We start from the raw sequence: 14,977 nt of genomic DNA, 5'->3' as shown, positions 1-14,977 counted from the left end.
AAGTTTTGTAAACTGTGCCTATAAACGAGAACAATGCAAAAACAAGTCAAGACAAGAAAAAAAACCACTTCAAAATCGAAGTGGTTTTTTAGTTTTATGAATACGCTTTTTTGGCTTTATAATCCCTAACAGTCATATCGATAAAATAGAAAAGTTTTTCTTTTACATCATCGGGCAACTGTTGCACTTCTAAAATACGGTTTAGGGTATTGGTGTCTAATAATACATCTGTATTGCCAGTTAAATAATCCAAAGAAACTTCGAGAAACTCCGCAAGTTTATTAGCGGTATCAATAGAGGGCTTCATCTCATCACGCTCGTATCTTCCAATCACTGGGGATTTTGTTCCGTGCTACTAACACGATTCTTTTATTAAAAACAGTCCCATATAAGGAATTGTAATTAAAAATGAGGCTTTTACAGTAAAGTAAAAATATAGTTCAATTCGAAATATAAGAATGAAAAAACAAAAACCTAATATTGGATTTATTCCAATATTAGGTTTTGCTTTTTTAATATCACTTACAACCATTGCATCTATTTTGTTGGTTTTGGGCTATCCTCAATGATTTTTGGTTGTCAAAATGGGTTTTGTAATGGTTTATATCCAACGGTTTTCCTGAAAATGTTTCGGTTAGAGTATTTCCTTTCAGAGAGAGTTGAGGGCGTATGGTGTTATAGGTTTGTACGTCTATTGCCAAAACGGTTTCAAGTTGTTTTCTGTTTTCTGAATTTCGGGGCAACAAAAACTGGTGTTTGATAATTTTATTAAATGCCTCAATTCTGGAATTCGAAAAAGGAATGTCTTTTTGGGCAATCAGGTGTTTTATGTTTGTATTTGTAGTGTTTAAAAATTCTTGAACGGTATTGTTTACATTTTCCACACCGGCATCGGTTACCAAAGTTATGGGAGTTTCGTTTTTGTGTTTTAAATAGGCTTGCTGTAATAGGGTTTTAATGGCTTTTGGACTGGAACTGTTTTCAACACTATACCCCAAAATCATTTTGGAATAATGATCCATCAAGAAATGAATGTAATGTTTTTTTTGTCTGCTGTCTTCAGTATCGTTACATCGGCACACCAAATTTCATTGGGCTTATAACTCGTGAGCGAGGAATATTTTATTTTTGGTTGTATGTGTCTTGATTTGCAATAGCCCAAAAGTTTGGCATATTTGTAAAAAGTGGTCAAGCAAAAGGAGATTTCCTTGTTGCGCAATGCCAATAAATAAACGGAAGATTTAGACCAATGTGAATAGGCTTCATTTTTCATATAGTTTTTGATTTGGAAAATTTCCTTTTTCAATAATTGGTGCGGATACTGCTTGGTGCACCACAAAAATGAGAAGTATCACATTTGTTAATAACAAGTGTCTTATAGTTGTGATAAGTGGCTCTCGAAATGTTAAAAACCTTTAACGCCGATTCGATAGGGACGAATTCTTTTGCAATTTCAATGGCATTGACAATTTTCTCTTTTTGTAATGCGACTTGTTTCATAACTCCTTCGATACTACCTGTAATTTCGTGATAGGTATCCGATAGTTTGAAATAAGCTTCCATTACTTTTTTGCTGTTGCTGGATGCCCCGATTCTTTTGATTAATTCCAATTCTTCTTTGATAAAAGAGGCTATTTCGCATCCTATGTATTTATTATCCTCTTCCAGTTCCCAGCGGTGCTTGTTTGTTTTTGGGATTTTGGCTTTTAGGGCATTCGGCAGATTGTCGTATAAGCCGTTTCGAATGTAATGTTTGACATTGGTATCCCAAGAGATGCGAGAAAGGTTATGACCCATAAAGAAATACGATGTTTAAATTATGTAGGATGATGTCTGCTTCACTTAATTTTGTGTTTATTTTGTTGATAATCTACAAATCAATTTAAAATACATACTATTTATTTGACAAAATGTTTATTTTTACATTGTTTAGTATCAGAAACAAAATTACATTTACTACAAATTATATTATAAATGAAAAATAGCTTTATTGTACTCCTGTTAGTTGTTTTATCAGCTTGCCAGTCTATACAAATTAAAAATAATACTTATAAAGTATCCGATACTGCTCCAGAATTAGGAAGTATTGGACAATCTAAAATGGGGTATAAAACTAATAATGAATTTGAAGTTAAAGCATTACCTAAATTAGAGAATAACATTCGGGTTGCTATTGAGATTATACCTTTCAACAAAAAAATGCATAAAATTTATGCTGCTAAAGCCAAATACAATCAAGATCAATTGAAAGTAGCTTATGTGGATAGTTTGCCTAAAAAACCTGAATTAGCCACTGTAAAATTGCTAGATGTAGTGCAATTTGTCAATGAATTGAATGCTGATTACAACAAGGATGTTTTTAAATTCATCAGTAACACCCAAAAATCAGAAGTGGTAACTAATTTAGTATTCTCCTTTTCGCCAGAAGAAATTAATAAAATCAAGCAAGCGGATACTTTTTATTTGACCAATTATCAAAACAGCAAATATGCCATTTCCCTTTATAAATTAGGAAAAAAAACAGATACTTTATTTTTGAATTCATTGAATGTTGTGGCTTATCGATTAAGTTCTTTTTGCTGGGGAGAAACAGATCGTGGACAATGGTATATAGCTGATATGGCAGAAGGAAGCAATAAATGCAAAGGAAATACAAAATCAAAAATAAAGAACAATGCAAAGTCAAAGGAGAAAAGTTTATTTGATATGTAATCCTTTTTTCCAACCTATCCTTCAAAAAAATCTATTTTCAGTAAAAAAATATACTCAATGAATTCATCTTTGATACATAAATTTCTTATCGGACTTCTTTTCTTAACTTTCATTTCCTGTGAAGAAATTCTAATGGAGAAGGATATTTCAAACCGTGAAGTGGTTTTAGTTGCTCCTATGAATAATGCCCAATTTTATTCTACAGGAGTTACATTCTTTTGGGAAACAGTAGCCGATGCAACAGAATACCAATTGCAAATAGCCACACCTAATTTTGCTAATCCGCTGCAAATTATTATAGATACTAAAATCAAAGAAAATAGTTTTACGCAACAACTTCCCATAGGAAATTATGAATGGAGAGTTCGAGCTATCAACAGTGGTTATAGCACAAATTATGCAGCAAGATTGATTTCGGTTGTCAGCAATGCCGATTTTCAAAACAATATTGTGGTTTTGAATACTCCAGCAAATAATTTAATTACCAAAAAAACAGTACAAAATTTTTCGTGGGGAGCTATTATCGGAGCAACGGGTTATCAAGTTCAAATTTATGACGGAAACAATACGATTGTAAAGGATCAGACTGTTACTACTACCAATTTGAATTATACTTTTACAGAAGGTAACTATTTTTGGAAAGTAAGAGCTTCAAATGGTACGCAACAAACCTTATATTCCTCTAGGTCGGTTTTAGTAGATACGACAGTGCCTAATATCCCTGTTTTATCGAGTCCAGCCAATACGAGCACTACTGCCAATACCAATGTCAGTTTTCAATGGAGCAGAACTCCCATTGCAGGGAGTGTAGAGAAAGATAGTATTTTTATTTATACCGATGCAGCCTTGACGGTCTCGAAACTTAAAAAAGAAGCTGCTACTCCTTTCTCAACAACCCTTGATTCGGGTACCTATTATTGGTACACCAAATCTTTTGACGAAGCAGGAAATAGCGGTACTAAAAGTGCTGTTTTTAGTTTTACGGTAAATTAAACCTACCATGAAAAACAAAAAGAGCATCTACATTTTACTTCCCATCGTTTTGTTTATTTGGGGTATGCTGATTTATCAATTTTTTTCTTTTTCGGCTTCGGACGATTCTTTGGCTACTGCTCCAATGGAATTTAACATAAAACCTTTTAAATTAAAAGAGCGAACACCTTTCTCTATCAATGTTGATTATAGAGATCCGTTTCTTGGAAAAATGTATGCTGTTTCAACTGCGAAAACTGCTAAAGCTAATGGGACTAAAAAGCTGGTAAAACCAAAAGAAACACTTATTTGGCCAGTAATACAGTATAAGGGAATGATATCTGATAGTAAACAAAAAAGTAAGCTTTATATACTAGTCATTGACGGTCATAATTTTTATATGAAAAAAGGAGATACTGAAAATGAAGTTTATTTGAAAGACGGAGACAAAGAGTCTGTTTATGTAAAATACAAAGGAAATCTGAATCTTATTATGCTGGCAGAGTGAAACTGTTTTTGAAACTTAAATCTGGAGCTTTGCAATTTACCGTTTTCATAGGGGTATTGATTGCTTTGCTTTTAAGCGGTATGATATTGTACGCCTATACCTTTATTTACATGAAAGAGCAATCAAAAGGGGCTATTGAAAATATTCAACTTTCGGATACTGGAATAGCCTATTTATTGCAACAAGAAAATATCAGTTCTGATACCCTAACCGTTGATTTTGAAGAAAAAGAAAATCAAATGCTTCAAACCCATTTATCACTTTGGGGAATTTTTGAAAAAGCACATAGCAAAACCATATTCCGAAAAAAAATATTTATAAAAACGGCACTGATAGGCTCGTTAATTGACGCCGAAGAATCGCCAACTTTGTTTCTGCAAGAAACACAAAACCCACTTTCTGTAGTGGGCAATACTGCAATTAGGGGAAATGTTTACCTACCATCACAAGGTGTAAAAACAGGCTATATTAACGGAAACAGTTACTATGGATCACAACCTATTTATGGCATTCAAAAAAAAAGTACGCCAGTACTGCCTAATCTAAAAAAGAGTGTTCTAGAGATGATTTCTTTTTATTTGAAAGAATATAAAATTCTAAATCAGGAGGAATACATTCCATTGGGAAACCATCAAAAAATTGTTGTTTCATTCAAATTAAGAACAAAAGGAAGTTATTCTAAAAACCCAATTTTATTAGAAAATCAAGAAATCACGGGAAATATTATTATCAAATCGGACACTTTAATTAGGGTTAAAAAAACAGCTCTTTTGAAAGATTTGATTTTAATTGCTCCCATTATTGAAATTGAAGACGGTACCACAGGAAATTTCCAAGCCATAGCTTCCAAAAAGATTACTGTTGGAAAAGGCTGCCAACTAGATTATCCATCTGCTTTGGTTCTTTATCAGGACAACAAAAATAATCCATACATTCAGTCTAATAAACCCTTCGATAACCAAATTTTTATTGATGCAGGTACAACCCTAAAAGGTAGTGTATGTTATTTTCAAACCAAAGAGCCAACAGATTTTCAAACTCAAATTGTTTTGGAAACAGATGCAAGGATTAAAGGACAGGTCTATTGCATGGGGAATTTTGAATTAAGAGGAACAGTTTCCGGAACTGTTGCTACGAGACAATTTATAGCCAACCAATCGGGTTCTATATTTGTCAATCATATTTACAACGGTGTGATTGAAAATGAAAATATACCAACTATCTATGGTGGAATTGTAATGGATGCAACCCCTAAAACCGTATTGAAATGGTTGTACTAAAAAAAATCAAATCGGCAACTTTGGTAGAAGTTATCATCGCTTCGTTACTTATCGTTATCATCTTTATGATTGCCAGTTTGGTATTGAATAATCTGGTAATGAATACTTTTTCCAAGAATAGGCATCCTATTGAAACCCGATTGAATGTGTTGGAATACAAACTACAAAATGACCTGATTGAATTGCCTTACCAAGAAAGCTATAGAAATTGGGATATTGAAATTCAACTAGAAGAAAAAGCCTCAAAAAAAGAATTACTTATTCAGGCAACACAAAACCAAAACGATAAGGAAATAATAAGACATCGCCTCTATGACAAATCATAAGATAAAATCATTTACACTACCAGAATTGTTGATTGTTATGGTGCTAACTGCGATTGTGGTGGGAATGGCTTTTAGTGTTTTGCGATTGGTGCAACAACAAATTAAAATCATTCAGACCAATTTTGAAAAAACAAGTAGTTTAGCACTTTTTGAACAAAGATTGTGGCAAGATTTTAACGAAATGGGTAGTATTCAATTTGATGCAAACGAGAATAATTTATTTATGGAATCTGAAATGGATACAATAATTTATTCTTTCCAGGAAAACTATGTTTTAAGAAATTCGGATACTATAAAATTAAGATTAACACCTAATACATTATTTTTTCAAGGAAAAGAAATTCATAGCGGTTATGTTGATGCGCTATTTATTTCAGGTAAAGCAGAACTTCCTGATTATGAAATTTTTGTTTCCAAGAAAAATGATTTAACCCTTTTTATGAATCAAGATGGCTTTTAAACTAGAAAATATCCCTAATAAAAGTAGTGTTTCTAATACCAAAACATCCAGTTTAGAAGAATTACTTAAAAAAGAAATTGTACTTTTTGGCGAACGATTTAACAATAAAAAGAAACAAGCTTTTTATCAGGAATTATCGGTTTTACTCAAAGCTGGAATTACCTTTAAAAAAGGACTAACTTTAATTGTCGATTCCTTAAAGAAAAATGCCGACAAAGAATTAATACAATCTATACTTAATGATGTGGTAAACGGAAAGCCTTTTTCCGAAGCATTATTGGCTTCTAAATCTTTTACGGAATACGAATTCTATTCTTTACAAATAGGAGAAGAAACTGGGACAACGGCTCAAGTATGCCAGGAATTAGGTGTTTTTTATGAGCGTAAAAACGAACAAAAAAGAATCATTATTGCAGCCTTGACCTATCCTTCCATTGTATTGACAACTGCAATTGTGGTAGTCGTATTTATGTTGAGTTATGTTGTACCGATGTTTCAGGATATTTTCAGGCAGAACAACGTGGAACTTCCCGCATTAACCAAAGCCATTGTTAAATTATCTGGTTGGACGAAATCGTATGGGGTTTATGGATTATTGCTGTTAATAGGTTTGTTATTTATAGGTCGTCTATTCAAAGACAATGTGCAATACCGAACAGCCATTCATTATTTTATTTTGAAGATTCCTATTCTGGGAGCTTTTATGACCAAAGTGTATTTGGCGCAATTTACCCAAGCAGTTGCTTTATTGACCACTGCCAAAGTACCGCTATTAAACAGTATTCAAATGGTAAAAAAAATGATTCGTTTTGTACCCTTACAAGATGCGCTGGAAAAAGTAGAAAATAGTATTCTGAAAGGAAATAGCTTGAGCATAAGTCTAAAAGAGAACGCTTTGTTCGACAATAGAATCATTTCTTTGGTAAAAGTAGCCGAAGAAACCAACCAAACCGAATACGTCTTCCAACAATTAAGTGAACAATACAACCAAGAAGTAGTGCAGCAGTCTAAAGTGATGACTACTGTTTTAGAACCTCTTATCATTCTGTTTGTAGGTGTTCTTGTGGCTGTTTTGCTTGTCGCTATGTATTTGCCCATGTTTCAGTTGAGTAGTGCGATTGGGTAAATAGGTTTGTTTGTTTTTCATCAGGTGTTTCTTGTGATAACATAAAACACAATTTTTATTACAAATAACGAATAAGTATAGATGTTATTTTATTCTAATTACCTACATATCTTTTTTATATCATTGAAAGCATGACAAAGCTTTTATTTGTAAGGCTTCACAGGTAATTTATAGGTTATTTTGTATATATATCCAAAATATAAAGCATTAATCTTGTTAATTAAAAATAAAATATTTAGTATTGTAAGAAATTAAAACAATGCTTTTCTTACGCTTTTATTGACTATAAATTAAGAAAACATAATCAATATGAACATATTAAATTGATATTCAAGCCTAAATATTTTCATTTAAGTATTAAAATAATAAAATTTAAAAAGTAACACCTTATTTTATCATGAAGAATAAATTGAATTTAATATTAATTTTATTATCCAACTTGTTAGTCTATTCGCAGAATTTACCAAAAATAATACAACCTTCACCAGAAGCGGCTAATTTATCTAGATATGCAGATATTCCTGTAAGCTTATATACTGGAAAGCCACAGATTGATTTTCCTTTACACACATTAGAATGCGGTAATCTTAAGCTTCCTATTTCTCTTTCCTATTACGCATCAGGAGTTAAGGTTGAAGATTATTCAACTTGGGCAGGTATTGGCTGGGCACTAAATGCTGGAGGGGTCATTTCCAGAGTGGTTGCTAATAACGGAACTTATCTTAGTAGTTTGAGTAATAATTTACCAATAAGTGGAACTGTAGAAGAGCAGTATGGTAAATTTTTAAATTTGGTAGAACATCCTGAAAATTCTCATTTTATTTATCATTATAATTTTTTACAATATTCAGGTTCATTTCAAGGAAATACATTTAGAAAGCATACTAATTTGAAGTTTGAATTTTCCACGGATTATAATTCTATAATAATTACAGACGATAATGGAATCAAATATTATTTTGAATGTAAAAATAGTTTGTATGATATTCAAACAGATTACTATTTAACTAAGATTGAAAGTGCAGATAAGTATAATATTATAAATTTCGAATATATTCGTGGAGATTTATATTACCAAAATCCACATATTTCCAAATTTTATATTTTAACAAGTAATGGTGCGGGTTATATAAAAGACTCCGAAGGAGTATATGGACACAAAGACTCTGGTGTTTTGTTAAGTAGAATATACACATCTAATAATGATTCTGTCGAATTCATTAAAAAAGATATTTATCAGTTTGGAGGACCAAATTCATTAGATAAATATAGAAAAGCATTAGATTCTATTATTGTATATCATGATAATAATAAATCATCATCTTTTCATTTTAAAACAAATAATATCCAAACAACAAAAATATACTCACCTTATCCAGATCAGCCTGCATTTTTGTACAACGAAAATAAGGGAATGGATTATAGGTTGTATTTGGATGGTTTTGAAAAAATAGATGTAGTAGGAAATATTATAGAATCTCATAGTTTTGAATATTATGGGAGAACAGTTGACGGCAAAGATTTATTACCTAATAGATTTTCACGTGCTCAAGATTTGGGAGGTTTTTATAATGGACAGGATAGTAATACTAGTCTAATTCCTCCTTTAAACGAAACTTTAATGCCAGATGGTTCTGGTCTATCTGATAGTAATCTTAATAATAATGGTTTTGTTTCCCCTGTAAATATTGCTGGAGCAAATCGTAACCCTAATTTAGAATACATGCAGATGGGAACTTTAAAAAGTATTAAATATCCAACTGGTGGATTTGCAAAATTTTATTATTCACAAATGGAAAATCCACTCACTCTTGAACCATTCTGGGGAATAAAAATTGATAAAATAGAATACCTAGATAGTGACGAATCTTTACTAAAAAGGAAAAATTATGTCTATCAAAATCCAGTACTGGGTTATCCAATACCATCTTTTTGGCATTATACTTTAAATAGAGATTACAACGATATGACTCCATTTCCCTTAATATGTCAAGCAAGTTCAAGTTATATGGATTGTATGGTTTATAACTCTACTAATAGTTACAACTGGGCTATAAAGTTAAGTCCTGATCCTGTTAATGATCAGGGATTGGATCAAGGTCCAATGATTGGATATGGATTAGTTAAAGAATTTGAAGAAGGAAATGGACGTATTGACTACCAGTTTTCCACAGATGGCGCATATGATGAAGAAGCAAAGGATCATTATTTTGAAATTTCTCAATTCTATGATGGATTTCCTCGGGAAAATTTATTTATGAAAAATTCTTGGCCTCTTGGTCCAATTATGGATAATAATTGGAAAATGGGAACATTATTAAATAAAGCTACGTATAAAGAGGATGGAACAAAAAAACAGGATATACGTTATCATTATTCCTATGATATTTTAAAAACGATACCAGGGATAAATATTTATAGTATACCAAAATACACATCTAATGGAGGATATGTTGCACATAATTCTTTTTATTATTATTATTTCGCATACTTAAGTGTCTGGGAACGATTAGATTCTGTTACAGAAACAATAGATAATGTTACTAAAGTAACAAACTATACTTATGATGAGCGTAAGCAGGTATCTCAAATCAGTACTACAAAGAGTAATGGAGATAGTTTTACAACCAATTTTAAATATCCTTACAATTATACTTCTCCTGTTTTTAATAATATGGTTTCTAGAAATATAATAGCTCCTGTGATTGAAAAAACAGAAAAGATTAATAACAATCAAGTAAAATTGTTAAAAACAAATTATTCATTTTGGGATACAGATGCAAACAATTTAAATTTGATAAGCTCTAGTAATTTAACAGACTGTATTTATCCATTATCGGTGGAGGTTAAAAAAGGAGAAGATCCAATAGAGACAAGGCTTAATTATAACAGTTACGATAGTAAAGGAAATATCGCAAGTGTTTCTAAAACAAATGATTTAGAGATAATCTATATCTGGGGATACAAACAAACCCAACCCGTAGCCAAAATAGAAAACGCTACACAAGCACAAATAACGGCACTCTCCCTTAATATGACATTGATAAATGATAGTTCAACTACCGATAGTGCTATGCAAACAGAATTACAGAAATTAAGAACAGGACTTCCTCATGCGATGGTTACCACCTATACTTATAAACCACTAATAGGAATCAGCACCATAACCGACCCTAAAGGCGATACGGTAACCTATAATTATGATGCTTTTGGTCGTTTGCAAAACGTAAAAGACAAAGACGGCAACATCCTATCTGAAAACGAATACCATTATAAAAACTAATCAAGCGAAATATGAAAAAAATACTATCACTTTTAGTTTTCTTGCCTATAATGGTTATTGGACAAACCCAAACGGAGAATTACGTTAAAAACACCACTTATAAAGTAGCAACTGCAACAAGTATCCCCACACCAACTGCCCAACAAGCCACACAAACTATCACGTATTATGATGGATTGGGTCGTCCCATTCAGCAAGTGGCACATCAGCAATCTGGAAGTGGAAAAGACATTGTTACTCCCATTGAATATGATGGCTTCGGACGTCAGGACAAAGAGTATTTGCCATACGTACCCACAGCTCCAGCCTCGCTGGATTATAAACCCTCTGCATTGGCTGATGTACTTACATTTTATGATGATGTCAAATATGATGCTGATTTTCCGGGTATGAGTACGAGTAATGCAAATCCCATTATTCAAATCAATCCTTATTCTCAAAAAGGATTTGAAGACTCTCCGCTGAACAGGGTATTAAAACAAGCAGCACCCGGTAATGATTGGAAGCTAGGCAACGGCCACGAAATAAAGTTCGAATATGAAACCAATACCGATGCAGATTTAGTAAGGCAGTTTGGCGTTTCTTTTGTGAATGGCAATACCGAAGCTCCACATTTAGAGGATAACGGTATTTATGCTACTTCTCAATTGTATAAAACAGTAACCAAGGATGAAAATTGGATGCCTAACCAGACCTATCCTAGTGATCATACCACTCAAGAGTTTAAGAACAAAGAAGGGAAAGTTGTCTTGAAACGTACTTTCGATGTCGGAAAATGGCACGATACTTATTATGTTTATGACGATTACGGAAATTTGACTTATGTATTACCTCCCAAGCTTTTTACCTATCATTCCATAACACAGCCCTTATCAGGATTGAGTATATATTTGAGTACTGACTATGATTATTTTTCATTTTTCGCTAGTCCAAACCCAAATAGTTATGCTGATTTGTATTTAACTCAAACCGGTGAAAATTCTTTAAATTTATATTTTTGGGAGTATGGTTTTACTCCAGGTTCACCACTTATGTCAGGAAAAATAGCCGACTTAAATCTAACTCCTAGTCCACAGGACATAATTTTGTGTGATATTATGGTGTCAGATGTAAATGGTAACCTTGTTGTAGGAGGTAAATTATCAATTAAAAATGGAGAGTTGCATATTACTGCAGAACCTGGAGTTGTTGCATATCCAGATAGTAATGGTGAATTTTATTTTAGTGCTACAATAAATCTTCCTAGTTTACAAGCCAATTATACTCCCCAAGCTTTGGATCGATCTGTATTTAACGATTTGATTTATCAATACAAATACGACAAACGCAACCGATTGGTAGAAAAAAAATTACCAGGCAAAGAATGGGAATATATTGTGTATGACAAATTAGATCGACCTGTTTTAACACAAGATGCTATTTTAAAAACGCAAAACAAATGGTTGTTTACCAAGTATGATGCCTTTAGCAGACCAGTATATACAGGAGAATATGTCAATACATCAGAAACTACACGTACAACTGTACAAGCTCTTGCTGATGCTGCTACTATTATGTTTGAAACCAAACAGGGTATAAATACCATCAACGGAACTACCATATATTACAACAACACAGCTTTTCCTAATACAAACATCAACCTGTTTACTATTAACTATTATGATGATTATAATTTTGATTTGAATGGTGGTACTGCTGCAACATCTTACAGTATCACACCCATTACCAATGCCAAAAGTTTAGCAACAGGAACCAAAGTACGCATTTTAGGAACTACCAATTGGACATCTAGCGTAATTTATTATGATAGCAAAGGCAGACCAATTTACAATTACAGCAAAAACGATTATCTCGGTACCACCAGCACTGTAAAAACCAAGCTTGATTTTGTGGGCAAAGTTTTAGAAACCACCTCTACCCACGCCAGAAATAGTGTAACTACCACGCTGGTAGATGTCTTTACCTATGATCAAGCAGGAAGACTAACCCAACAAACCCAAGCTATTAATGGAACAACCACACCAGAAATTATTGTAGCTAACACTTATGACGAATTAGGACAGCTAACCAGCAAAAAAGTGGGAGGCAAAACCACCCAAGGATTGCAAAAAGTGGATTATGCCTACAACATTCGCGGCTGGCTCAAAAGCATCAACGACCCCAATAATTTGAATCAGGACAATGATTTGTTTGCTTTTGGTTTAAATTACAATACAGTAGTAAATCCTTCAATTCCTACATACAATCAAAACAAACCTTTGTATAATGGTAATATCAGTAGTACTTCTTGGAAAACCAGTAACGTTATTCCTGTTCTAAAGCAATATAATTATACCTATGATGCGCTGAACCGATTTAAGGCTGCTTGGTATGGTGAAAATAGCATTTTAAATTATAAGTTTAATGAGTCCATCAGTAATTATGATCGTAATGGTAATATTATGATGGCCAATCGTAATATGCAAGATCCCCTTTACAATAGTTATACGAGTATTGATTATTTATGGTACACTTATGACAAAGGCAATCGATTACTAAAAGTGGTTGATTATAATAAAAATTCAGCCAATGGTAATGAAGGATTTAAAGACGGTAACAATTTAGGAGATGATTACGCTTATGATAGTAACGGAAATATGACTGCCGACCAAAACAAAAGCATAACCAATATTGAATACAACCACCTGAACCTGCCTACCCAAATAACATTAGCTAGCGGCGCAATTGAATATAAATATGATGCCACAGGAGTAAAACAACGCAAAATAGTGAGCGGAGGCGCAACTACTGATTATGCTGGTGGATTTCAATATGAGAGCAACGTTTTGCAATTTTTCCCGCAACCCGAAGGCTACGTAGATTGCAGTTCAGGGAATTTTAATTATATTTACCAATACAAAGATCATTTGGGCAATGTTAGGTTGAGTTATGCCGATAAAGACAATAATGGACTAATAACAGGTGCTACGACAACAGACGTTTTTAATGACGGGTTTGAGTTAAGTCCCAATTGGGATTCTGCAGTAACTGCTTATGATACGAGTAAAAAACATTCAGGAAACGTAAGTGCCAAAATTGAAAAGCTAACGGCAGGAGAACAGTATTCACACAGTAATACTTGGGTGTCTATTAACAATACACAGGCAACAGATTATATTTTTTCCGGTTGGGTATATAGTAACGGTCCATCTGCAGACATTTATTTCTTTATGAAAACCAATTCTGAAACGGGATATTATACCAATGTAGATTATGTAAGAACTTGGAATACAGGTCAGTGGGTTTATATGGAGAAAAAAATATCAGTGCCAGCCAACATAGCAATGATTAATTTAAGAATAGATAATAATGGAGGTGGAACAGTTTGGTTCGATGATGTTAGCATAAGAAGAGTAAACACCACCAGCGAAATTGTAGAAGAAAACAACTATTATCCATTTGGATTAAAGCACAAGGATAGTAACAATGTAGTTACATCTACTAATCTTGGACAGAAGTATAAGTACAACGGTAAGGAGCTTCAGGACGAGTTGGGGCTTAACATGTACGACTATGGAGCAAGAAATTATGACCCTGCATTAGGTCGATGGATGAATGTTGACCCATTGGCGGAGAAAGGTCGTAGATGGTCACCATATAATTATGCCTTTGATAATCCCGTTTATTTTATTGACCCAGATGGGATGTGGCCAGGAGAAGGAATATGGAAATCTATTAAAAAGTGGTGGAATAGTCCAAGTGGGAATTATGGAGTAGCAACTCAGAGAGTTGCCGCTCAAGCTTTTAGTGCTCCAGATATGCCTAAACCAGCTACAAATGGTGAAGCTGTAGTGATGAGTATAGCTGCAGGAGCATATACAACAGGACATTCAGCACCAGGCAGTCTTAAAATTCCTGCTAGAGCTAGAATATCAACGAATAAAACAAATGCTGAACCAGTAGCTCCAAAGAGTACAACAACGTTATATCGAGGAGTTAATTCTACAAGCCCAGCATATAAAAATGCTACAGAAGGTACTGCTACACCTAGAGGTGGAGCTGCAACACCTACTCAACACAACGAAGGCAATACAGCAAGTAATTTTACATCGTGGACTAAAAACCCTGAAGTTGCTAAAAATTTTGCCTTAAGAACCAGCGGAGAAGGTGTTGTGATGGAAGTCACAGTGCCAACAACTAGTACTGTTACAAGTCCTAGTGCAAAAGAGGTAAATCTAGTACAATGGCCAGGAACAGTTGTCAATGAAGCAGAAGTGCTTTTACAATATAGTGTTACAGGTGCTAAAACAACAATAATAAAAAATTGATAT

13 protein-coding genes are annotated in these 14,977 nt (G+C 33.3%); 9 read left to right on the top strand and 4 right to left on the bottom strand.

What is annotated here, in order from left to right; genetic code table 11:
- Positions 1 to 94 precede the first annotated feature (94 nt).
- The 4 genes from OZP15_RS09835 to OZP15_RS09820 form a co-directional block, all read right to left on the bottom strand.
- Positions 95 to 334, bottom strand: coding sequence for a helix-turn-helix domain-containing protein (locus OZP15_RS09835; protein ID WP_269225286.1), 240 nt, complete (start codon positions 332 to 334; stop codon positions 95 to 97).
- A 184-nt stretch (positions 335 to 518) separates the two neighbouring features.
- Entirely contained in the window at positions 519 to 1,022 is a 504-nt protein-coding gene (locus OZP15_RS09830) for a hypothetical protein (protein ID WP_281335994.1), read from the bottom strand.
- Positions 1,022 to 1,273, bottom strand: a complete 252-nt coding sequence (locus OZP15_RS09825; RefSeq protein WP_281335993.1) for a hypothetical protein — start codon at positions 1,271 to 1,273, stop codon at positions 1,022 to 1,024. The genes OZP15_RS09830 and OZP15_RS09825 overlap by 1 nt, the downstream gene beginning before the upstream one ends.
- Before the next feature lie 29 nt (positions 1,274 to 1,302).
- Complete coding sequence (locus OZP15_RS09820; RefSeq protein ID WP_281335992.1) at positions 1,303 to 1,797, bottom strand: hypothetical protein; 495 nt, start codon at positions 1,795 to 1,797, stop codon at positions 1,303 to 1,305.
- Positions 1,798 to 1,974: 177 nt separating this feature from the next.
- Between OZP15_RS09820 and OZP15_RS09815 the strand changes: the two genes are divergently transcribed.
- The 9 genes from OZP15_RS09815 (at position 1,975) to OZP15_RS09775 (ending at position 14,974) form a co-directional block, all read left to right on the top strand.
- A complete protein-coding gene (locus OZP15_RS09815) occupies positions 1,975 to 2,712 on the top strand; it encodes a hypothetical protein (RefSeq protein WP_269225283.1) in 738 nt (245 codons plus the stop codon).
- A gap of 57 nt (positions 2,713 to 2,769) precedes the next feature.
- Entirely contained in the window at positions 2,770 to 3,705 is a 936-nt protein-coding gene (locus OZP15_RS09810) for a hypothetical protein (protein WP_281335991.1), read from the top strand.
- A gap of 7 nt (positions 3,706 to 3,712) precedes the next feature.
- Positions 3,713 to 4,192, top strand: a complete 480-nt coding sequence (locus OZP15_RS09805; RefSeq protein WP_281335990.1) for a hypothetical protein — start codon at positions 3,713 to 3,715, stop codon at positions 4,190 to 4,192.
- Between the two features lie 8 nt (positions 4,193 to 4,200).
- Positions 4,201 to 5,472, top strand: a complete 1,272-nt coding sequence (locus OZP15_RS09800) for a hypothetical protein (protein ID WP_281335989.1) — start codon at positions 4,201 to 4,203, stop codon at positions 5,470 to 5,472.
- Positions 5,460 to 5,798: a hypothetical protein gene (locus OZP15_RS09795; RefSeq protein WP_281335988.1), complete on the top strand. Its 339-nt coding sequence runs from the start codon at positions 5,460 to 5,462 to the stop codon at positions 5,796 to 5,798. Before OZP15_RS09800 ends, OZP15_RS09795 begins: the two co-directional genes overlap by 13 nt.
- Positions 5,785 to 6,258: a PulJ/GspJ family protein gene (locus OZP15_RS09790; RefSeq protein WP_269225277.1), complete on the top strand. Its 474-nt coding sequence runs from the start codon at positions 5,785 to 5,787 to the stop codon at positions 6,256 to 6,258. Before OZP15_RS09795 ends, OZP15_RS09790 begins: the two co-directional genes overlap by 14 nt.
- Positions 6,248 to 7,384, top strand: coding sequence for a type II secretion system F family protein (locus OZP15_RS09785; RefSeq protein WP_269225276.1), 1,137 nt, complete (start codon positions 6,248 to 6,250; stop codon positions 7,382 to 7,384). Before OZP15_RS09790 ends, OZP15_RS09785 begins: the two co-directional genes overlap by 11 nt.
- A 397-nt stretch (positions 7,385 to 7,781) precedes the next feature.
- The gene (locus OZP15_RS09780) at positions 7,782 to 10,667 is read left to right on the top strand and encodes an RHS repeat domain-containing protein (RefSeq protein WP_281335987.1); all 2,886 of its coding nucleotides are present in this window, start codon (positions 7,782 to 7,784) and stop codon (positions 10,665 to 10,667) included.
- Positions 10,668 to 10,678: 11 nt separating this feature from the next.
- Complete coding sequence (locus tag OZP15_RS09775) at positions 10,679 to 14,974, top strand: DUF6443 domain-containing protein (RefSeq protein ID WP_281335986.1); 4,296 nt, start codon at positions 10,679 to 10,681, stop codon at positions 14,972 to 14,974.
- The last annotated feature ends 3 nt before the right edge of the window (positions 14,975 to 14,977 follow it).

The organism is Flavobacterium eburneipallidum, from assembly GCF_027111355.2.
GTDB lineage: Bacteria > Bacteroidota > Bacteroidia > Flavobacteriales > Flavobacteriaceae > Flavobacterium > Flavobacterium eburneipallidum.
Note: the sequence above shows the minus strand (reverse complement) of the source record. Positions and strands in the feature narration are given on the sequence as shown.

Bases quoted from the DNA above. Each gene is read 5' to 3' on its own strand.
- OZP15_RS09830 (WP_281335994.1), bottom strand. From the start codon at position 1,022: ATGGATCATTATTCCAAAATGATTTTGGGGTATAGTGTTGAAAACAGT.
- OZP15_RS09825 (WP_281335993.1), bottom strand. From the start codon at position 1,273: ATGAAAAATGAAGCCTATTCACATTGGTCTAAATCTTCCGTTTATTTA.
- OZP15_RS09820 (WP_281335992.1), bottom strand. From the start codon at position 1,797: ATGGGTCATAACCTTTCTCGCATCTCTTGGGATACCAATGTCAAACAT.
- OZP15_RS09815 (WP_269225283.1), top strand. From the start codon at position 1,975: ATGAAAAATAGCTTTATTGTACTCCTGTTAGTTGTTTTATCAGCTTGC.
- OZP15_RS09810 (WP_281335991.1), top strand. From the start codon at position 2,770: ATGAATTCATCTTTGATACATAAATTTCTTATCGGACTTCTTTTCTTA.
- OZP15_RS09805 (WP_281335990.1), top strand. From the start codon at position 3,713: ATGAAAAACAAAAAGAGCATCTACATTTTACTTCCCATCGTTTTGTTT.
- OZP15_RS09795 (WP_281335988.1), top strand. From the start codon at position 5,460: ATGGTTGTACTAAAAAAAATCAAATCGGCAACTTTGGTAGAAGTTATC.
- OZP15_RS09790 (WP_269225277.1), top strand. From the start codon at position 5,785: ATGACAAATCATAAGATAAAATCATTTACACTACCAGAATTGTTGATT.
- OZP15_RS09785 (WP_269225276.1), top strand. From the start codon at position 6,248: ATGGCTTTTAAACTAGAAAATATCCCTAATAAAAGTAGTGTTTCTAAT.
- OZP15_RS09780 (WP_281335987.1), top strand. From the start codon at position 7,782: ATGAAGAATAAATTGAATTTAATATTAATTTTATTATCCAACTTGTTA.
- OZP15_RS09775 (WP_281335986.1), top strand. From the start codon at position 10,679: ATGAAAAAAATACTATCACTTTTAGTTTTCTTGCCTATAATGGTTATT.